The following is a 21563-nucleotide window of genomic DNA, read 5'->3' on the forward strand; positions in this document are numbered from 1 at the left end:
ATGCTTAGAATGATGCTGAATTCAAAAATCCACCGTGCAACGGTGACAGAAGCTGACTTGAATTATGTAGGAAGCATTACCATCGATCAGGATTTGCTGGATGCTGTGAGGATGCTGCCAAATGAAAAAGTGCATATCGTCAATAATAATAATGGCGCCCGTTTTGAAACGTACATCATTGCCGGAGAACGCGGCAGTGGCGTGATTTGTGTGAATGGAGCGGCAGCGCGCCTGGTACAGCGTGGGGACATCGTCATTATCCTTTCCTATGCCTATGTCATGAACGAAAATGCCCGTGACCACAAACCAACTGTTGCCATTATGGATGCCGACAATCAAATCAAGGAAATCATCCATTACGAACCTGAAGCAACCGTCATGTAAATTGTGCAGCCTCCGATATGATTCGGGGCTGTTTTTCTTTTGCCTGAAGTAAAGCAAGAAGATTGAATTTTCATCTTGAAAGCGGAAAGCCGCTGGATATGTTACAATTTTTTTAGGCTAACACCTAAGAAAGAGGGGCTAAGATGAACACGCAAAAGTATGTCGTTGTCGATATTGAAACAACGGGCCATTCCCCTGCAAAAGGTGACCGGATTATTCAACTCGCAATGGTAACGATTGAAAACGGTGTAATTACCGATACATATACAAAATTCATCCATCCGGGACGCACGATTCCATTATTTATACAGGATCTGACGAATATTACAGACGAAGATGTGAAGGATGCTAAAGCTTTTGAGTATTATGCTGAAACGGTTTTCGAAAAAATGCAGGATGCGATTTTTGTTGCACACAACACCAATTTTGATCTGCCTTTCCTGCAGGCCGAACTAAAACGCAGCGGTTTGCCGAAATGGCATGGCATTACGATGGATACGGTTGAATTGGTGCGGTTGATGTACCCGACGGCATTCAGCTATAAGTTGCAGGACATCACTTCAGAGCTGGGGATTCCGCTCGAAAGTGCCCATCGTGCAGATGATGATGCGATGGCGACAGCCTTGTTGTTTTTGCGTGCCAAAAATGACTTGGAATCCTTGCCGTACGATACTTTGGCATTTCTACACAAACGTTCTTTCCAATTGAAGTCGGATCTGTCCCGTCTGTTTTTTGAATTGACGCAGAAAAAAAGAAATGCACAGGCAGACGAGTTCGACCGTTTTCAGGGAGTTCCCCTGAAGCCCCGAAAATCATTTTCGGCTGATCCGGAACAGCAAAATTCATTGCCGCGCGATTGGCGGGAGGGGCTTGAAACAGTCTTTCCGAATTTTGAGAAGCGGCCGAGCCAGTATGGCATGATGGCTTCTATTGAAGATGCATTGCTGCATAAAAAAGAACTGGTCATCGAAGCATCGACGGGAATGGGGAAAACGATTGCCTATTTGCTTCCCGCGGTCAACTATGCCCTGGACACAGGCAGGCAAGTCATGATCAGCACCTATACGACACACCTTCAGGATCAGCTGGTCCTGAAGGAAGGCCGGATGGTCGAGCAATTCATTGGAGCGCCTGTGCGCATTTCGTTGATCAAAGGGTTATCGCATTACATCGATTTGGGGCGTTTTGTCGAGTTGCTGCACGGAGATGACGAATCCTATGACGAGACGTTCACCATCATGCAGGTCCTGGTCTGGCTGACAGCCACCGAAACCGGTGACTTAAACGAACTCAATTCATCGAGCGGCGGACAATTTGTACTCGACAAAATACGGCGTTCCCATATACGGAAACTGTCGAAGCAAGAAAAGAAAGCCGACTTTTACGAATTTGCCTTGAATCAGGCGAAGCATGCCCATGTCATCGTCACCAACCACGCGTTTCTGCTCAATCAGCATTTGAGCAAAAAATCAATACTGGCCAGTGTCGATGCCTATATTTGGGATGAAGCCCATCAGGTTGTCCAGGCAGCTGTTTCCCAGCATGAGAAAACCTTTGTCTATACCCAATGGAAATACATTTTCGGCCAGCTCGGCAGTTTTGATGATCAGCAATTATTCCGTGCTTTATACGATGCGGCCAACCGGACCGGCTTTTCGACTGTGCCGGAATTGCTCAAGCTGGAATCGCTGTTTTTAAAATTCACCACGCTGTTCGATGAGGTTTCGAATTTATTGGCTGATGAGTTCGCCGCTAAATTCGCCTCGAGCCGACATAAGAAAAATGCCTCGCTTTTAAGCGAACTGTATCTTGAAGACAGCCGTTTTTTGGAACTGCTGCGCTATTTGAACGAATGGATCGATTTGTCACAACTTATCCTGCAAAAAGCAGAGCGCCTGACGGAAAAAACCATTCAAGACCAGCTGACGATCGCCGACTGGCGCTATTGGACGGAAGAAATGATGGTTAAAGCCGTTGAATTCAGTGAAATCTTCGTGTTCCCTCTGACGGACGAAGTAAGTTGGATTGAAGGGGATATGAGAAGTCTGCCGACCAGCTTATCGCTCTATAAACGGCCCTTTGCAGTGGCTTCATTAGTGGATAAGGTCGTGGCTGATGCACGTCAGGATAAAGCGGTCATCTGGTTGTCCGGCACAATGACTGTACCTGCCAACGAACGTTTTATCGTCAACCAAATCGGCATTCCGCAGCATGTGCCTATCCTGAAATTTGAACCGCCAAAAGATTTTTATCAAGGTGCGCATGTATATATTGTGGAAGACATGCCGGATATCCAGCAAGTTTCCCAGCATGAATACATTGAATCCGTAGCGGATGCCGTCATTCAGACGGTGATTGTGACAGAAGGACGGTGTTTTGTGCTATTTACGTCACAGGATATGCTCCGGAAAACAGTGGATTTGATTCAGGACACAGGTTTGCTCGATGATTATATGCTGTTTGCTCAAGGCATTTCATCCGGCAGCCGTATGAAGTTATTGAAATCGTTCCAGCGCTTCCAGAAATCTGTGTTGTTTGGCACAAACAGTTTTTGGGAAGGGGTCGATGTACCAGGGGATGCACTTCGTGCGGTCGTCGTGGTGCGTTTGCCTTTCACCTCGCCGGATGAACCAATCTTCAAAGCGCGTTCTGAAGTTATTACACGTGAAGGCGTTAATCCATTTTTGCAATATGCACTGCCTGAAGCGGTGCTTCGCCTGCGTCAAGGATTCGGCAGGCTGATCCGTTCCAAAAACGACAAAGGCCTGTTCATCGTGCTGGATCGCCGGATCGAGACGAAATCCTATGGACGGGAATTCATAAGTGCTTTGCCGAAAGTCAAAGTATCGAAAGTGTCTTTAGAAAAGATGGTAACGGATATTGAAGCTTGGTATAATAAGCAGTGATATAACGAAAGGAAGGGCGCATGCATGGAATCCAAAATTGAAGTGATCTCTACAGTAGAGCTTACGTATCAGTCAGATTTATATAAAGTGGTGGACGCCTTGAACCGCACTTTAAAAGACAAGAATTTAATGTTCGGCCTGGCGCTTGACAAAGAAGACTCTGAAAAAGCAATTTTTACAATATATAAAACATAGGTGATGAAATGAAACAATGGATCACATTCATACTCGGTTTTCTGTCTTTTTTGGCCGTTGCCATCATCATCCTAATATTGTTTCTTGGCAATAAACCCTATTCCGAAACCGAAGAGTTGGCAATTGACCGCGCTAAAAGCGAGCAATTGATTGAAGAAGTGGAACGGGCTTATGTCTATACCAATACGACCGCTTCTGTGACGGTGCTCGGCACTAACAGCAAGGGTGAACTCGTTGCAGTCTTTGTTCCGACAGGAGAAGGCAAGCTGCAGGCAATTCCGTTGGAAGATAAGATAACGGCGCAGCAAGCCAGAGAAATTGCTCTTGCTGAAATGGATGTCAAAGAAATACTGCATACCAGACTTGGGATGGAAAAAGACGGACCGGTCTGGGAGATCGCTTTTCTCAATGAAAAAGACAGCTTGAATTATGTTTATTTATCAGCAGGCGATGGAACCTGGTGGAAACGCATATTGAATTTGTGAAAGGGCGGAAAAAATTTGATCAACTTAGCGAATCGTGTACAAACTTTAACACCTTCAACAACCTTGGCAATCACTGCAAAGGCAAATGAACTTAAGGCACAAGGAGTCAATATCATCGGCCTCGGTGCCGGGGAACCGGATTACAATACGCCAGAGAACATCCTGGAAGCTGCTTATCAGTCAATGAAAGACGGCAAGACCAAGTATACGCCAGCAGGCGGATTGCCTGCTTTAAAAGAAGCCATCATCAATAAATTACAGCGCGATCAGCAGCTGAGCTATCAGCCGAAAGAAGTTATGGTCGGAATCGGTGCTAAGCATGTACTTTATACATTATTTCAAGTGCTGTTGAATGAAGGTGACGAAGTAATTATTCCGATTCCTTATTGGGTCAGCTATCCTGAACAGGTGAAATTGGCGCAGGGTGTTCCGGTATACATAGAAGCGACAGCCAGCCAGGAATACAAAATTTCTCCTCAGCAATTAAGAGAAGCCATTACTGACCGGACAAAAGCGGTTATCATCAACACGCCTAGCAATCCGACAGGGATGATTTATTCGAAAGAGGAGTTGGAAGCACTGGCGGAAGTTTGCCGTGAATTTGATATCCTCATCGTTTCAGATGAAATCTATGAAAAGCTGATCTACGGAGACGTTGGACATACGTCCATCGCGACTCTTTCAGAAGATGCAAAGAACCGCACGATTCTGATCAACGGCGTTTCGAAATCGCATTCAATGACAGGTTGGCGCATCGGTTACGCAGCCGGAGATGCCCAACTGATCAAAGCGATGACGGATTTGGCGAGCCATTCAACATCCAATCCGACAACAACTTCGCAATATGCGGCAATCGAAGCCTATAATGGGCCACAGGATGCAGTAGAGGAAATGCGGCAGGCATTTGAAAGCCGATTGGAAGCCATATTCCCGAAACTGCAGGCAATTCCAGGCTTCCAAGTGATTCGCCCTCAAGGCGCGTTCTACTTATTGCCGGATGTTTCAGAAGCTGCAGAAAAAACAGGCTTCACATCGGTTGATGATTTTGTTGCGGCTTTATTGACAGAAGCAAATGTTGCGGTGATTCCGGGTTCTGGATTCGGTGCACATTCAACAATTCGTCTGTCCTATGCGACTTCGCTTGAAACGTTGACGGAAGCCGTGGAACGGATCCATCAATTTGTTACATCAAAATGGAAAGACTAAGACAACCTAATTCTTTGGAGGCTATCGCTGGATGAAAAAAATTACTATTGCCGAAATGGCTAAATATAATGGGGAAACAGTTAAGTTAGGGGCTTGGATCGCCAATAAGCGTTCGAGTGGAAAAATTGCATTTTTGCAGCTGCGTGACGGTTCTGGATTTGTGCAAGGTGTTGTCGTAAAAGCTGAAGTGGGAGAGGAATTATTCGCAACAGCTAAGGGATTGACGCAAGAAACATCTCTTTATGTAACAGGGGAAGTAAAAGAGGACGAACGTTCTGCGTTCGGCTATGAGCTTGCTGTTACAGGCATTGAAGTGATTCATGAAGCAAAGGATTTCCCGATTACACCAAAAGAGCATGGTACGGAATTTCTGATGGACAACCGCCATTTATGGCTTCGTTCGCGCAGACAGCATGCCATCATGAAAATCCGCAACGAAATCATTCGTGCGACTTATGAATTCTTCAACGAAAACGGCTTTGTAAAAGTAGATCCACCGATTTTGACGGGTTCATCACCAGAAGGGACATCTGAGTTGTTCGCAACGAAATATTTCGATGAAGATGCTTACCTGTCACAGTCAGGGCAGCTTTACATGGAAGCCGCTGCAATGGCACTTGGAAAAGTATTCTCGTTCGGACCTACTTTCCGCGCAGAGAAATCCAAAACTCGCCGCCATTTGATCGAGTTCTGGATGATCGAGCCTGAAATGGCATTTATGGAACACGAAGAAAGCCTGGAAGTGCAGGAGCAATACGTCTCCCACATCGTCCAATCTGTCTTGAAAAACTGCAAATTGGAATTGGAACGTCTTGAAAGAGATGTATCGAAACTTGAAAAAATAAAAGCACCATTCCCGCGCGTTTCTTATGATGATGCCATCAAATGGTTGAACGAAAATGGCTTTGATGACATCAAATGGGGCGAAGATTTCGGGGCTCCACACGAAACGGCTTTGGCAGAAAGCTACGATATGCCGATTTTTATCACCAATTACCCGATTGGCATCAAGCCGTTCTATATGCAGCCGCATCCGGACCGTGATGATGTGGTCTTGTGTGCAGATATGATCGCACCTGAAGGCTATGGGGAAATCATCGGAGGATCAGAACGTATCCACGATTACGACTTAATGAAACAACGCATCCAGGAACATGGACTGGATGAAGAAGCTTATGCATGGTACTTGGACTTGAGCAAATTCGGGGCTGTGCCTCATTCTGGTTTCGGCTTAGGCCTTGAACGGACGGTTGCATGGATCAGCGGCGTTGAACACGTCAGAGAATCGATTCCATTCCCGCGTCTATTGAACAGATTGTATCCTTAAAAATAAATAAATGGAAAGGTGGTTGGGATATGAAACAACCTAATCGGCTGCAAACGTGGATCGAGCAGGGGAATGTTAACATTTCCCAGCTTTTTTTTCAGTTTTATAAAGAACTGAAGATTACAGACGAAGAAGCTATGCTGCTCATACACATTCAGGCATTCCAACAAACTGGGAACCAATTTCCAACGCCTGATGAAATTGGAGCACGTATGATGACTTCGCAAAAAAGCGTAACGACGATGTTGCAAAAGTTGATGCAGCAAGGATATCTAGCAATTGAACAAACGACAGAAAATGATGTGCTGACGGAAATCATTTCTTTGCAGCCTTTATGGGACCGACTGCTGGATTGTGTGTTCAAAGAACAACACGAAGTGAAAGAAAACACCCAGAAGGAATTGGAAGGAGAGATATTCCAATTGTTCGAACAAGAATTCGGACGTTTTCTTTCTCCGATGGAAATCGAAACCATCTCGATGTGGATGGACCAGGATGGCCATACGCCGGAAGTGATTCGGATGGCATTGAAAGAAGCGGTCATTTCACAAAAAATCAGTCTCCGTTATGTGGACCGGATTTTATTCGAATGGAAAAAGAAAAACATCAAAACTTCCACGCAAGTCACCAAACACGCAAGCTCTTTCAGAGAGAAAAATATCCGGATTCAGCCGACAGAAAACGTTGCGAAAAAAGTTCAGTTTTACAATTGGCTGGAAGACCGCAATTAGAAGGTGAAGTAGATGATGTCCAAAAAAGAATGGCTTGCCTGTCTCGAAGAAATGGATCGGATGTTTCCGGATGCCCATTGTGAGTTGGTTCACCGGAACCCGTTCGATTTGCTGATTGCCACCCTGCTGTCTGCGCAATGTACTGATAAGTTGGTGAACAGGGTGACGGCTGACTTATTCCAGAAATACCATACGCCTGAAGATTATGTATCGGTTTCTTTAGAAGAATTGCAGCAGGATATCCGTTCGATCGGCCTGTTCCGGAACAAAGCCAAAAATATTCAGGCGCTGAGCCGAATCCTGATCGATGAATACGGCAGCATCGTGCCTGCCGATCGCGATCTTTTGATGACACTTCCCGGAGTTGGACGCAAAACAGCCAATGTGGTTGTTTCCGTGGCTTTTGGCATACCGGCTTTAGCAGTAGATACCCATGTGGAACGTGTGGCCAAACGCCTCGGATTGAACCGTTGGAAAGACAATCCGCTGCAGGTGGAAGAGACGATCATGAAAAAGACGCCAGCGGACGATTGGTCCAAGACACATCACCAAATCATCTTTTTCGGCCGCTACCATTGCAAATCACAGAACCCGGGCTGCCACATCTGTCCGCTGTTTGACCGTTGCCGTGAAGGGCAGAAACGCGAGAAAAAAGGACTTGTCAAACGTGAAATCGTTACAGAAGTTAACTAAAGAACAACTCGATCCGTACTTTCTGGAATGGGACAGAATTTCAGTGGAACTGGCCGTTTTGCATAGGCAGCGCGATAAACGCGCGAAAATGGTTCTAGAAGTTGGAATCGAGCTATATAAACGACTGTTGTCCCATTGCCGTGAAGCACTTGGAGAGCCGGATTTTGAGCCGTTGAATGGTTCGGAGCGCCTGTCCTTTATGGAAGGTTCTCCAGGTACATATGCGGCCTATCGACAGCTTGCGGAACTGTTCGCTGAAATGAAAAAGACAGTTGCCAGAAAACGCATTGAATTGAAGCGTTCACTTGAATGACAACACAAAACCCCCGAATGCAGATGCATTCGGGGGTTTTGTTATTCAGTTATTATTTTCGTCTTCTTGTCCATTGCCATTATTGGCATTTCCGTTGCCATTGTTGCCATTGTTGCCGTTGCCGTTATTATTGCTTTCGGCATTGCCATTTCCACTGCTGTTGACAGAAGGCGTTTCGCTTTCCTCTTCTTCAGTTGGATCTGTCGGCTCTTCAATCGGTGCTTCTTCGGCTGGCTCTTCTTCAGCCGGTTCTTCTTCAGCCGGTTCTTCCTCAGCTGGTTCTTCCTCAGCCGGTTCTTCTTCAGCTGGCTCTTCTTCAGCTGGTTCTTCTTCGACTGGTTCTTCTTCGACTGGCTCTTCTTCAACGGGCTCTTCTTCGACCGGTTCTTCTTCAACCGGCTCTTCGGCTGGTTCTTCTTCCGGTTCTTCAGGAGCAGCAGCAACTTCCACTACTGTTGAAGCAGGGTCGCTGCGTTGTGTACTGTTGACTGCTACGACACGGAATGTGTAAGTTTTTCCTTCTTCAAGTCCATTGAATGTGTAGGACTTGCTTGATGAAGTGGTAAGGACCGAGCGTGATCCGTCCACTTCAACGGAGACTTCAAAGGATACGTCATCGTCTCCATGATTCCACGACAATTGGGCTGAGCTTCCACTGACATTTGCGCGCAATCCGCTTGGTGTAGCCAAATCTTCTACAACGTAGCGCTGAGATACGGAATTCGGTTCGGTTCCGCGAGCGAAAAGCTCAGTGCTTCTCATGCTGTAGGGTGTAAATGCACTTGCCAGTTTCAGTGGAACAGATCCTACTTCGACAACTTTCTCGGTAACTGAATCCGGCTGTTCAAAACGGGCCGTTTCAGGAGAAGAAATCTCAGACATTACACTTTTGAATAAACGCTGAGCTAGCAAACGTTCATCCGATGCTGTGTCAATTGGTGTTTTTCGAGTAGGGTAGCCGCTCCAGACGGAAACTGCATAGTCCGTCGTATAACCCGCAAACCAGACATCTGGTGCTGAGCTGGAGTCTAAATTATAATCTTGCATTTCTTTGGCTGTATAATTGGTGGTACCTGTTTTTCCTGCCAGGTCCAATCCGCTGATAGCCGCTTCTTTACCGGTAGCACCGGCGCGGTTGGGATCCATGACATCTCTCAAAATGTCCGTCACCATATAGGCAGTACTGTCTTTCATGGCTTGTACCGGCTCTGGTTCAACGATTTGCTCGGTCGAACCATCACGGAATACAATTTTCTTGATGGTGTGCGGTTTAATGAATTCCCCTTTATTCCCGAATGCTGCAAAAGCACCCGCCATATCGACTGTCGAAAACTCTGCTGATCCTAAAGCTGTTGATTCATAGATATTCTCCATATTGAGTCCAACATTCTTCATGAATTCGCCGGCGTTTTCAGTGCCTACTTCGGCCAAGGTTTTTACCGCCGGGATATTACGTGAACGGTAAAGTGCTTCACGGATCGTCATGCTTCCAAGGAATCGTCCATCTACATTTCGGACTTCCTGGCCATTGTCATCATAGGAGTAAGGTTCATCCACAACGGTTTGCCCAGTAGACCAGTCCAAGTATTCGATAGCTGGACCATAATCCAGAATAGGTTTGATAATTGATCCTACTTGGCGACTGCCGTCAATTGCATAATTATGGCGTACATCACCTGTATACTCGCGAGCCGCTCCGACTGCGCTGATTCCGCCTGTTTTCGTGTCTACGACGGTCATAGCCGATTGGACATTATCATCAAAGAACAAATCAGAAGCCATCGCTTCGTTTACTTTAGTTTGGACATATGGTTCCAATGTCGTGTAGATGGTGAGGCCTTCGTCCAGCGAGTAGTCGCCTTCCAATGATTCAAGCTCATCCTCCACCATTTCCATGAATGCAGTGTGTTCGCTGCTAGCCGTTTGAGGCTGGCGCTCACCTTCAGGAACCAGTGAATCGGCAACAGGTGCTGCCTGCGCTTGTTCTTTTTCTTCTGTGCTAATTTTTTCGTGCTGATCCATCAAGCTTAAGACGACATTTCGGCGTTCTTCAGCACGTTCTATATTTGTGAACGGGTTATAGCCGTTCGGGCTCTGCGGCATTCCTGCAAGCAATGCAGCTTCAGCAAGCGTCAATTCGCCCAATGGTTTGCCATAGAAATATTCTGAAGCTGTTCCGAAACCGTAAATGTTTCCAGACATCAGGATTTTATTGAAATACATCTCGAAAATTTCTTCTTTTTCATATTCCTGCTCCAACTTAAAGGCCAGATAAGCTTCCTGTGCTTTTCGCTTTAAGGTCTTATCATTGGTCAGGAACGAGTTTTTAATGACCTGCTGAGTGATTGTGCTGGCTCCTTGAGATCCGAAGCCACCAGTGATATTAGCGATGACAGCTCCGCCTAAACGGATGACATCGATGCCGGAGTGTTTGTAAAAACGGTTATCTTCTGTAGCCAGAATGGCATCTTCCATTACTTTCGGGATGTCTTCGTAGTTAACATATTCCCGATTCTCTGCGGTAATATACGGAATTTCCGTTTCGCCGTCAGCTGCATAGAAGGTCGGGCTGATCGGGTCGCGCAGAAGTTCCTCATCAATCTCGGGTGCGCTGCTTGCGTAGTAGGCAAACAGGGATGCTCCGAATACCAGTCCCGCAATGCCGATGGCGAAGATCGCCATTAGGATCCGTTTCATCCATAAAACTACTGGGGATTTCTTTTTCTTTTTGTTGTTTGCTTTCTTTTGGCGTTCGATTGCTTTTCGGCGTTCTTCACGCGAAATTTGTTTGTCGCTCAAGATCGGTTCCTCACTTTCATATATATGATGGTGCTTAAAGCTTATTCAGAAGAGGCAAATAGTCGATGCGGGGGAATGCTCCAGGTGTAATTTCAAATGAAGTTTCTTCAATTTCCTGCAAAGTAACCGATTTTCTTCCGCCTGTTATCATCCGGTTCCAAAAAACTTCGAGTTCTGCAAAAGGCATGATGAAATAGCGCTGCCAGGAAGAGAATCGGATGATCATGAACGCCGTTCCATTTTGTTTGACCACTTGAGACATATGATGTATCTGGTGGTCGTGAATGTTCTTCAATGGAAATGAAGTTTTGTTTTCCGTTTCCTTGGCTTCAAAGTCAATATAACGGCCATTCCAGACACCGTTATAGTCAGTTGTGGAAGGAGCTTGAAAATAGGCTTCCCGAATCACAGCTGCGCTTCTGGAAGGGTATTCTACTTTAACAATCTGCAGAGGTACCGGCTTCTTATGAATGACCGCCAATCCCAATTGAAGGTAATAATCATTGGTTTCATTCAGTTCATCCTCTAAAGTTTTGCCGCGGTTGCTGAAGGAAAAATCCTTCTTCTTTTTTTTGGCCGCTTGCTCTTTGGCAGGTTGAGCAGTTGAGGGAATGAATTTTTTCCCGTTCGGATAATTTATTGCCATTACGATACACCTCGCTTACTCTATCATATCACAAGCTCTTAGACGACTGATATGCTGAAAGGTTTCAACTTTATGTTCTAATAATAGCGGATTTCACCGGATGCTCCAACCCGAAAGAATGTCTGTTCGATAAAAGTCGTGTCACATTAGTGAATATGATAAACTAATGGCAATGGAGGGGTTGCACAATGACAGTTAGAGAACTCTCTTCCGCATTATACGATGAATGTGGAAAATGCCTGGACCGTTTTTATGAAATGCGTGAAAAAGACGCGGTCCCTGACTTTTATAAAGATGTTAAACCATATGCCGATTACTGGCATGGAAAAATAAATGAATGGCAAAAAGAATCGCTGCTATATATCCAGCAGCAGCGTCCGAAGTATGTACACAAGCCGACAATCGACACTGCGGCAGAAGGCATGACGCAGTTTTTTGTTCAAAGCTTTTACAAGGAAACGAGCAAGAAACGTTTTATCCAAACGATTCAAGCGGCTCAATATACATTGCAGACATTCATTTTGGCCATCGATGAAAAGAGTGCTGAAAATGATTAAGCGAAAAAAACTGCCTGAATTGATGAACGAATGGAAAACGGAACCGGACATGATGGAACGGATTGTCCATTGGCATACTAGACAGGAAAAACCGCCTCAATATGCTGAATTTCCACCGGAGATGCATGACAGCCTAAAAGCGGCACTCCGCAAAAAAGGCATTGAACAATTATATACCCACCAGCGCGAAGCGTTCGATTTGGCCACAGCGGGCAAATCGTTTACAGCAGTAACCCCTACAGCGTCAGGCAAATCGTATTGCTACCATTTGCCTGTCCTGCACAAGATTCTAAATGATCCAGGGGCGCGTGCGCTGTACTTGTTCCCGACGAAAGCGTTGGCACAAGACCAAAAAAGTGATCTGCATGACTTGATCGAAAAAACGGAAGAAGCGATTTTATCTTATACGTATGATGGAGATACTTCTCCTGCAATCCGGACAAAGGTACGCAAAGCGGGACAAATCGTCATGACCAACCCGGATATGCTGCATTCCGCGATTTTGCCGCATCATACAAAATGGGTCTCTCTTTTCGAGAATCTTCATTATATAGTGATCGATGAACTGCATACGTATAAAGGCATATTCGGGACACATGTAGCGCATGTCATCCGCAGACTGAAGCGGATCTGTGAGTTTTACGGAAGCGACCCAGTCTTTATTTGCACATCCGCCACCATCGCTAATCCGAAAGAACTGGCGGAAAACCTGACCAATAGCACCCATCAACTGATTGACCAGAACGGTGCACCCTCCGGCAAAAAGCATATTGTCTTCTACAACCCGCCGATTATCCATCCGACATTTGGCGTCCGCAGAAGCGCAATCCTGGAAGTACGAGATCTCGCCACCCATCTGATCAAAAACGGCATCCAGACCATCGTTTTTGCCAAGAGCCGCGTCCGCGTCGAAATGCTGGTGACGTATCTTCAAGCCATCACCAAAATGAAACTGCAGGACGACTCGATCAAAGGATACCGCGGCGGTTATTTGCCGACAGAGCGGCGAGCCATTGAAAAAGGGCTGCGCGATGGTTCGATACAATGCGTTGTGTCCACCAATGCCTTGGAGCTTGGTGTCGATATCGGCCAATTGCAGGCGTGCATCATGACAGGATATCCCGGCAATATTGCCAGCGCCTGGCAACAGGCGGGGCGTGCAGGGCGTCGGCAGGACGAATCCCTGGTCATTTACGTGGCACAGTCGACTGCACTGGACCAATACATCATCAACCATCCGGAATATTTGCTGGACCAGTCTCCGGAAGAAGCGCGCATCCATCCGGAAAACATCATCATTCTGATGGACCATTTGAAATGCGCTTCTTTTGAGCTGCCATTCCGCATTGATGATCAATACGGCGAGTTCGAAGTGCAGGAGTTGCTTGAGTACCTGCAGGAAGAAGGGGTGCTTGTCCGGACCTCGGACCGCTGGCATTGGATGAGCGACCGTTTCCCGGCGCATGATATTTCGCTCCGCTCCGCTTCACAGGAAAATGTCGTCATCATCGACCAGTCTGTGCCCGCGGATACACGGGTGATAGGTGAGATGGACCGTTTCAGTGCAATGACGCTTTTACATGAAGAAGCCATCTACCTGCACCAAGGCACACAGTTCCAAGTGGAAATTTTGGATTGGGAAGAAAAGAAAGCCTATGTCCGGGAAGTCGATGTCGATTATTTCACCGATGCCAATTTGGCGGTCGAGCTGAAAGTGATGAGTGAAGACAAAGACAAGAAAATGAACAAATCGGAAGTGTTCTATGGAGACATCGCTGTTCTGGCAATGCCAACAATCTTCAAGAAAATCCGTTTCGATTCGCATGACAATATCGGTTCCGGTCCGATTTCGCTTCCTGCGGAAGAGCTGCATACTTCGTCGACTTGGCTGAGCTTCACCAAGCCGGAGGACTTCTCGGAATCGGAATTGTCGGATACGATGACCGGAGCGGCCTATGCCATCGAGTCGTTCATTCCGGTATTTGTCCAATGCGACCGCCGGGATGTCCATGTTGTGCCGCAAGTGAAGTCGCCGCATAACGACATGCCATCCTTTTTCATCCATGATTCCTATCCGGGTGGCATCGGCATCAGTGAACGGATCTACGATTTGTGGATGCCTTTGCTGGATAAGGCACAGCAGCATGTTTCAGAATGCCCATGCCTCGATGGATGTCCGTCATGCATTGGTGCACAGGATGCTGCCATCAGCATGAAAGGCCATGTCATCCGCTTGTTGGATGATCTCCGTAAAGAGGGGTGAAGAAAGATGTCGTTTGAAAATAAACTTCTTCAGATGAAAGGCATGCTGAAAAAACAGCCGCCTAAAAAGCAGCAGCCGAAAGCGGCAGAGCGGCCGCTCCATGAAGGCAAATGGAATAACATCGGGCTTGAGCTCGTAGAAAATAAATTCGGTTTTGTGTACCGGAAAAAAATCATTTACCCGCTCGATACCCGCCATGGTTCAGTGGTTCTGAATGAACTCGATCCTGTGCTGAAAGCTTGGGGGAATGTGGATTTCGATCATCCGTTTAAACTGAGCGAGCAGGACCCTTTGGTGTTTTTCGATACGGAAACCACTGGCCTTAGCGGAACCGGCGCCTATATTTTTTTGATCGGCTTGCTGGTGAAACGCAGTGACCATTTTGAGATGATGCAATACATCATGCCGGACCCTTCACATGAAGCTGCGTTTTTGTATGAAACCGGTTTGTGGAAAAACGAGGATCCGATCATCTTTTCCTATAACGGAAAAAGTTTCGACTGGCCACAGCTGACATCCCGTTGGACCATGCACCGGCATATTCTGCCGAAATTACCAGTTCCACGGCAAATTGACTTATTTCATGGCACCAAACGGATCTGGAAAAATGAATTGGCCCGGATGAAACTTAGTACCATCGAGGAAGAAAAGCTTGGTTTTATGCGTCAAGGGGATGTGCCGGGTTATTTGATCCCAGCCATTTATCTGGATGCGGTGAAAAGCGGCTTTCCAGAAGGTTTGGCAAAAGTGTTATACCACAATGAACTGGATATCTTGTCATTGGTGTCACTGTACGTGCTGTCGTCCAATCTTTTGATGGAGGATATGGAATCGGAAACAAGCGGCGCCTATACGAATATTGGGAAATGGTATGCGGATTTAAAGCAGTTTGATCAAAGTGCTGCGTATCTTGAGCACGTCACCGCAGAAAGAGGCGCTTCTTCAGCATTGGCCCGTTATTTGCTCGCCATCCAAAAGAAGCGGGCGGGCCACCATGAGGAAGCCGTCAAATTGTTCAAGGAAGCGGCGCCTCATCTGCGCGGCAGCATCGAAGTGGAAGCGTGGATCCATGCGGCTAAACTGTATGAGCACCAATTGCACAATCTGGACCAGGCATTGATTATGGCCGGCTTTGCAAAAGAAGCCAGCGAGCATACGAAAGTACGCCAGTCATTGATTTCGGATATCCACAAAAGGATAACGCGGCTGGAAGAGAAAAAGCGAAAAAAACGCCCGGAACTTGATGAGAACTAAACACGAAAAATCCACCTTATGCTATACTTAGCGTAAGGTAGTTTTTTTATGGAAGGACGATTAAAATGGAAAATAAATTCACATCTAAAGATATACTGGAAAAAGATTTTAAAACAGGTATGCGCGGCTATAATCAGGATGAAGTAGATCATTTCCTCGATGAAATCATCCAGGATTACGAAGCCTTTTCAAAACGGATTGAACAATTGCAAAATGAAAACAAACGCTTGCGTATGGAATTGGAAGATACTCCAAGAAAACAGGCAACCCCGGCTCCAGGCACAACGAATTTTGATATTCTGCGCCGCCTATCCCATTTGGAGAACCACGTATTCGGCAACAAGCTGGATAATAAGTAAAACCATTGTTTTATTGCGCCAAATGACGTATACTGGTAAAGCCATTTGAAATTCTGGCAATCGCTCCGGCTTTTTAGCTGGAGAGGAAAGTCCATGCTCGCACGGTTCTGAGATGACCGTAGTGATCGCGCTCAGTGAAACAATAAGCTGAGGCAGCTAGCAATAGCTGACGGCGGGTAGAACGCCTAAGTCTTCGGATATGGCCGAAATACCCTGAAGGTGCCACAGTGACGGAGCTGTATAAGAAATTATACAGGTGGAACGAGGTAAACCCCGTGAGCGAGAAACCCAAATTACGGTAGGGGCACTTTTCTGAGGGAAATGAACCGATGAAGAGGCAGACGCAAGTTTGCAGATAGATGGTTGCTGTCCACTAGTACGAGGTGCAAACCGTTTGAGTACGTGGAAACAAAACATGGCTTATAGAATTTCACATGGTCTTAAAATGCTTATCAAAGGCTCTCCTGTCGGGGGAGCTTTTCTTCATATTATCAGACAAACTTTTGAGCAGGGCTGGTTAGATCCTACTAATTTAACTGTGTGCTTGTGCTGAAATATAAAAATTTCTATAATCGCTTCGGCCGCTTTCGGCATGGCGCCCGCCTGGCGCGATTTCTTCATACGTATTTTTCTTGCGATTGATGAAAAATAGAACAAACACCGAAAACTGAAATAGTGAACAACTGGAGAGGGAGTCGTTATGACAACATTTAAATTGCTCGCAACAGCCGCAATGGGCCTAGAGTCGATTGTAGCCAACGAAGTTAAAGAATTAGGATATGAAACACAGACAGAAAACGGCAAAGTATTTTTCGAAGGCAACGAACGCGATATCGCCAAAACAAATCTATGGCTGCGGACAGCTGACCGCGTCAAGATCATCGCCGGTGAATTCAACGCTTATACTTTTGATGAATTGTTTGAACAGACAAAAGCCATCGAGTGGGAAAAATTCCTGCCGGTGGACGCTGAATTCCCGGTACAAGGGAAATCGGTCAAATCGACGTTGCACAGTGTGCCAAACTGTCAGTCGATCGTCAAGAAAGCGATTGTTGAGCGTTTGAAAAAAGCGTATCACCGCAATTCATTCTTGGATGAAACAGGACCGCGCTTTAAAATTGAAGTCTCGATCCTGAAAGACAAAGTTCAATTGTCCATCGACACAAGCGGCGCTGGACTGCATAAACGTGGGTACCGTCTGGATCAAGGGGAAGCGCCGTTGAAGGAAACCTTGGCTGCAGCTCTGGTGAAGTTATCAAGATGGACGCCGGACCGTCCGTTTGTAGATCCATTCTGTGGTTCCGGTACAATCGCCATTGAAGCGGCGATGATCGGGCAAAACCTTGCACCAGGCTACAACCGCGAATTCGATAGCGAAGAATGGCCTTGGATCGGCCAGGAGATTTGGGATGAAGTCCGCGAAGAAGCGGAAGAGTTGGCGAACTATGACCAACCCCTTAATATTCTGGGCACAGACATCGACCACCGCATGCTGAAAGTCGCGGAAGAGAATGCTCGGGAAGCCGGTTTTGGCGACTTGATCCGCTTCGAACAGCGGCAAGTGAAGGATTTTGTCGCAACGGAAGAAAACGGCGTAGTCGTCGGCAACCCGCCATACGGCGAACGTATCGGTGAAATTGAAATCATTGAAGAAATGATTGCTGACATGGGCCGTGTGTTTGCACAACATCCGACATGGTCCGTGTATATGCTGTCATCTATGGGACGTTTCGAAACCCTATACGGGCAGCCGGCAACCAAAAAACGTAAATTGTTCAACGGGTTTATCCGTACGGATCTTTTCCAATTCTGGGGAGAACGTTCTAAAAAATAAATGAGACGAAACGGAAGGGCAGCGGCTCTTCCGTTTCTCTGTGAGGAGAGTTTATGAGACAACCACTACCATTTCCTTTAACAAAGGACAAAACTTTCTTTGAATCACTCAATGATTGGATCGGCGATGTGTTTTACGATGAGCTGCCTGAAAAAGGCTATGATTTGCGCGATGAGCAGATTTTCATGTCTTTCCAAATTGAACAGGCTTTGAAAGAAAAAGCGGTGCTGTTTGCGGAAGCCGGAGTAGGGACTGGGAAAACCATGGCTTATTTGCTTCCTGCAATCGCTTATGCACGCTATACCGGAAAACCGGCTCTCATTTCATGTGCGGACGAAACGTTGATCGAGCAATTGGTCAAAAAAGGCGGGGACGTCGACCGTTTGAATGACCTGTTCGATTTGAACCTGGATGTCCGCCTGGCGAAATCACGTGACCAATATCTATGCCTCCAGCGTTTTGAAGGCGCAAAAAAACGCAGTGATGCTGATTTTCTGGACGATATCGAATTCAGCCTGCCGGAATTCGTCAACAAAACCTATTCCATGCAAAATACCTATCCTTACGGTGAACGCTCAAGCTATCCGGAAGTTACGGATGAAGAGTGGCAGCAGGTCAATTACCATCCGATCCAAAACTGCAATGCCTGCGATCTGCGCAATAAATGCGGGCAGACCATCCACCGCAACCATTACCGTCAGGCGACAGACCTTGTCATCTGCTCTCATGATTTCCTGATGGAGCATATTTGGACAAAAGAAGCACGCAAACGGGAAGGGCAGACGCCTTTGCTTCCGGAATTCTCGCAAATTGTTCTTGATGAAGGCCATTTGCTCGAATTCTCCGCACAGCGCGCACTGACTTACGAAGTGCAGGAAAGTACACTTCAAGATGTGACAGAAAGCATTCTTTCCGATGGCATGCGTGAAAAAACATTGAACATGATCGAGCAGACCATAGATCTCCACAATGAGTTTTTCCGTCTATTGCGCATCCATACCGTCGCAAGTACTGAAGACCGCAAAGCCATCGCGAAAGCTCCGGAATTAGTCGAAGTCGGCAAATTGCTGATTCGCCACATTGATTTGATGATGGAAGAATTCGTCTTTGAAGGCGAGCTTTTCACCATTCCTGAATACGAGCTGCGCTTGGCTGAAGAATATTTTGAGCAATACACCTTCTCGATGCGTTTGTTTGTAGAAGAAGGCGACGCGGTAACATGGCTGGAAATAAAAGATGAGATCGAGACATTGGTCATCATGCCGCGCCTCGTTACCGATATTTTGGACGAAAAACTGTTTGACGGAAAAATTCCGATCATTTTTTCTTCCGCTACCTTATCGATTCAAAAAGATTTCACTTATCTGTCTGATAGTCTCGGAATCGATAAATACCAATCATTTTCTGTTTCGTCTCCATTTGATTATGAAGACGTCATGAAAATCTTTAAACATCCACTGGAGCAGCAGCAGAAATTTGAACGTGTCTATGACCTGTTCAGCGCGGGTGACCAGTCGCTTGTTTTGTTCACATCAAAAATGGAGATGGACAATTTCAAGAAATCCTTGCCGCTGGATCATCAATACACCATTGAATTCGAAGGAGATCGTGAGCTGTCGACGGTCGTCAAAGAATTTCAGGAAGGCAAATTCCAGATTTTGTGTTCGTATCATTTATGGGAAGGTTTGGATCTGCCTGGTGAAGCTTTGACGAAAGTCATCATCGTGGATCTGCCGTTCCCTCCGAAGGATCCTGTTTTTGATGCCAAACGCAAGTTCAGCAACAACCCGTTGGAAGAGATCGATTTGCCGTTCATGCAGCTGCGTATCCAGCAAGGAATAGGCCGCCTGATCCGTACTTCGAAGGATTACGGCGAAATTCATCTATTGCTGAATGAAGACGAACTGCGCGTAGAACATTTATGGGAAACAATTCTGCCGGTCCCTGCTGAAAACTTTTAAGCTGTTGGTTTTGTTGTGATACAATAGTCTCATCAAGCATTGGGGGGATTTAAGTGTCACTCGAAAAACAGTTTACCGAGCATTTCAGCAAGATCAAAGGCTATGAAGAAGCAATTGCATTATTGTATTGGGATTTGCGGACAGGTGCACCCAAAAAAGGCGTAGAACTACGCTCTGAGAGCATCGGTACGTTGTCTGCAGAAGTATTCAATTTATCGACTTCAGATGAGTTTGGCGAACTGCTTTCTTCTTTAGAAGAAAATCAGGCAACACTGGATCCTTATATCCGCCGTTCCGTAGAAGAAGCGCGCAAAGAATACGATTTGAGCAAAAAAGTCCCTCCTGAAGAATACAAGAAATTCATCATTTTGAAGTCCAAAGCGGAATCGGTCTGGGAAACTGCCAAAGATGCTTCGGATTTCTCAATGTTCCTTCCTTATTTAGAGGACTTGGTGAGCAGCACGAAAAAAATGATCGGCTATTGGGGCGAGAAAAATGGCAGCCCTTATAATACGTTGCTCGATCAGTATGAACCGGGCATGACGACAGAGATTTTAGATGAAGTCTTCGGCAAATTGCGTAACCGCATCGTGCCGTTGGTGCAAAAAATTGCCGCTTCACCGAATAAACCCGAAACGGCATTTCTCTATGAGCATTTCCCGAAAGAAGCACAGGAGGATTTCAGCCGTCAAATGCTGGAACAGCTAGGCTACGATTTCGAAGCAGGCAGATTGGATGAAACGGTTCACCCATTCATGATTTCGATCAACCGCCAGGATATCCGGGTAACGACCAAGTACGACGAAGGCGATTTCCGCAATGCGGTATTCGGCACCATTCATGAAGGCGGACATGCCATGTATGAACAGAACTTGGGCGAAGCGTTGGCTGGCTTGCCGATTGAAACGGGCGCATCAATGGGGATCCATGAATCACAGTCTTTGTTCTGTGAGAATTTTATCGGCCGCAACGAACATTTCTGGCAAAACAACTTTAATTTATTGAAGGAGTACGCACCTAAGCAGTTTGCTGATGTGGAACTGGCGGATTACGTGCGGGCCATCAATGAATCAAAACCATCATTGATCCGCATCGAAGCAGACGAATTGTCGTACGCATTGCATATCATGGTGCGCTACGAGCTCGAAAAAGGTTTGTTTGATGGAGATTTACAGGTTCGTGACTTGCCGCAGCTATGGAACGATAAATACGAAGAGTATTTGGGTGTCCGGCCTTCGAATGACGCAGAAGGTGTACTGCAGGATGTCCATTGGGCTGGCGCGAGCTTCGGCTACTTCCCTTCTTATGCACTTGGCTATATGTACGCAGCCCAGTTCAAGGATGCCATGCTGAAAGACTTGCCGAATTTTGATGAGTTATTGGCAGAGCGGAACGTCAAACCGATCCGTGAATGGTTAAGCAAAAACATCCATCATCATGGGGCGTTTAAAAAACCATTGGAAATCCTCAAGGAAGTTACGGGAGAAGGATTAAACCCGGATTACTTGGCAGATTACCTGGAAGAGAAGTATTCGAAGATTTACCAATTGGATAAATAACCAACGAGCTACCGTGAAATTCACGGTGGCTTTGTTTAATTTATAAGACAATTGCCGAATTGTTTGATTATAATAGGAGCGGAGGCGATAA

General features: G+C 46.2%; 18 protein-coding genes and 1 other RNA gene. 17 read left to right on the forward strand and 2 right to left on the reverse strand.

Annotated elements, in window-relative coordinates; all coding sequences use genetic code 11:
• From panD to IRE19_RS05005, 9 genes are all read left to right on the forward strand, one after another.
• Positions 1-384, forward strand: coding sequence for an aspartate 1-decarboxylase (gene panD / locus IRE19_RS04965; RefSeq protein WP_203339501.1), 384 nt, complete (start codon positions 1-3; stop codon positions 382-384).
• A 143-nt stretch (positions 385-527) separates the two neighbouring features.
• Positions 528-3290, forward strand: a complete 2763-nt coding sequence (gene dinG / locus IRE19_RS04970) for an ATP-dependent DNA helicase DinG (protein WP_203339502.1) — start codon at positions 528-530, stop codon at positions 3288-3290.
• A 24-nt stretch (positions 3291-3314) separates the two neighbouring features.
• Positions 3315-3485, forward strand: coding sequence for a YpmA family protein (locus IRE19_RS04975; RefSeq protein ID WP_191714259.1), 171 nt, complete (start codon positions 3315-3317; stop codon positions 3483-3485).
• An 8-nt stretch (positions 3486-3493) separates the two neighbouring features.
• Positions 3494-3970, forward strand: coding sequence for a cell wall elongation regulator TseB-like domain-containing protein (locus IRE19_RS04980; RefSeq protein ID WP_203339503.1), 477 nt, complete (start codon positions 3494-3496; stop codon positions 3968-3970).
• Positions 3971-3985: 15 nt separating this feature from the next.
• Positions 3986-5176 carry a pyridoxal phosphate-dependent aminotransferase gene (locus IRE19_RS04985; protein ID WP_238943047.1) on the forward strand — a complete coding sequence of 397 codons (1191 nt, stop codon included), beginning with the start codon at positions 3986-3988 and terminating at the stop codon, positions 5174-5176.
• A gap of 31 nt (positions 5177-5207) precedes the next feature.
• A complete protein-coding gene (gene asnS, locus IRE19_RS04990; RefSeq protein WP_191714261.1) occupies positions 5208-6503 on the forward strand; it encodes an asparagine--tRNA ligase in 1296 nt (431 codons plus the stop codon).
• A 29-nt stretch (positions 6504-6532) separates the two neighbouring features.
• A complete protein-coding gene (locus IRE19_RS04995) occupies positions 6533-7234 on the forward strand; it encodes a DnaD domain-containing protein (RefSeq protein WP_191714262.1) in 702 nt (233 codons plus the stop codon).
• A gap of 12 nt (positions 7235-7246) precedes the next feature.
• A complete protein-coding gene (nth, locus tag IRE19_RS05000) occupies positions 7247-7927 on the forward strand; it encodes an endonuclease III (protein WP_191714263.1) in 681 nt (226 codons plus the stop codon).
• Positions 7902-8240 (forward strand): YpoC family protein, encoded by a 339-nt coding sequence (locus IRE19_RS05005; RefSeq protein ID WP_191714264.1) that lies wholly within the window; start codon positions 7902-7904, stop codon positions 8238-8240. The genes nth and IRE19_RS05005 overlap by 26 nt, the downstream gene beginning before the upstream one ends.
• A 45-nt stretch (positions 8241-8285) precedes the next feature.
• Here the strand turns inward: IRE19_RS05005 and IRE19_RS05010 are convergent, their stop codons facing one another.
• Positions 8286-11039, reverse strand: coding sequence for a penicillin-binding protein 1A (locus IRE19_RS05010; RefSeq protein WP_203339504.1), 2754 nt, complete (start codon positions 11037-11039; stop codon positions 8286-8288).
• A 34-nt stretch (positions 11040-11073) separates the two neighbouring features.
• A complete protein-coding gene (gene recU / locus IRE19_RS05015; protein ID WP_191714266.1) occupies positions 11074-11685 on the reverse strand; it encodes a Holliday junction resolvase RecU in 612 nt (203 codons plus the stop codon).
• A gap of 188 nt (positions 11686-11873) precedes the next feature.
• Between recU and IRE19_RS05020 the strand changes: the two genes are divergently transcribed.
• The 8 genes from IRE19_RS05020 (at position 11874) to IRE19_RS05055 (ending at position 21472) form a co-directional block, all read left to right on the forward strand.
• Positions 11874-12242, forward strand: a complete 369-nt coding sequence (locus tag IRE19_RS05020; RefSeq protein WP_191714267.1) for a YppE family protein — start codon at positions 11874-11876, stop codon at positions 12240-12242.
• Positions 12235-14505 (forward strand): DEAD/DEAH box helicase, encoded by a 2271-nt coding sequence (locus tag IRE19_RS05025; RefSeq protein ID WP_238943048.1) that lies wholly within the window; start codon positions 12235-12237, stop codon positions 14503-14505. Before IRE19_RS05020 ends, IRE19_RS05025 begins: the two co-directional genes overlap by 8 nt.
• Before the next feature lie 6 nt (positions 14506-14511).
• The gene (locus tag IRE19_RS05030) at positions 14512-15759 is read left to right on the forward strand and encodes a ribonuclease H-like domain-containing protein (RefSeq protein ID WP_191714268.1); all 1248 of its coding nucleotides are present in this window, start codon (positions 14512-14514) and stop codon (positions 15757-15759) included.
• 65 nt (positions 15760-15824) lie between these two features.
• The gene (gene gpsB / locus IRE19_RS05035; RefSeq protein ID WP_191714269.1) at positions 15825-16118 is read left to right on the forward strand and encodes a cell division regulator GpsB; all 294 of its coding nucleotides are present in this window, start codon (positions 15825-15827) and stop codon (positions 16116-16118) included.
• 48 nt (positions 16119-16166) lie between these two features.
• Positions 16167-16546: RNase P RNA component class B (gene rnpB, locus IRE19_RS05040), an RNA gene on the forward strand.
• Between the two features lie 272 nt (positions 16547-16818).
• Positions 16819-17952: a THUMP domain-containing class I SAM-dependent RNA methyltransferase gene (locus IRE19_RS05045; RefSeq protein ID WP_203339505.1), complete on the forward strand. Its 1134-nt coding sequence runs from the start codon at positions 16819-16821 to the stop codon at positions 17950-17952.
• 53 nt (positions 17953-18005) lie between these two features.
• Positions 18006-19913 (forward strand): ATP-dependent DNA helicase, encoded by a 1908-nt coding sequence (locus IRE19_RS05050; RefSeq protein WP_203339506.1) that lies wholly within the window; start codon positions 18006-18008, stop codon positions 19911-19913.
• Between the two features lie 53 nt (positions 19914-19966).
• Positions 19967-21472, forward strand: coding sequence for a carboxypeptidase M32 (locus tag IRE19_RS05055; protein ID WP_191714272.1), 1506 nt, complete (start codon positions 19967-19969; stop codon positions 21470-21472).
• The last annotated feature ends 91 nt before the right edge of the window (positions 21473-21563 follow it).

The sequence above is a fragment of the Planococcus beijingensis genome (assembly GCF_016820615.1).
Taxonomy (GTDB): domain Bacteria; phylum Bacillota; class Bacilli; order Bacillales_A; family Planococcaceae; genus Planococcus; species Planococcus notacanthi.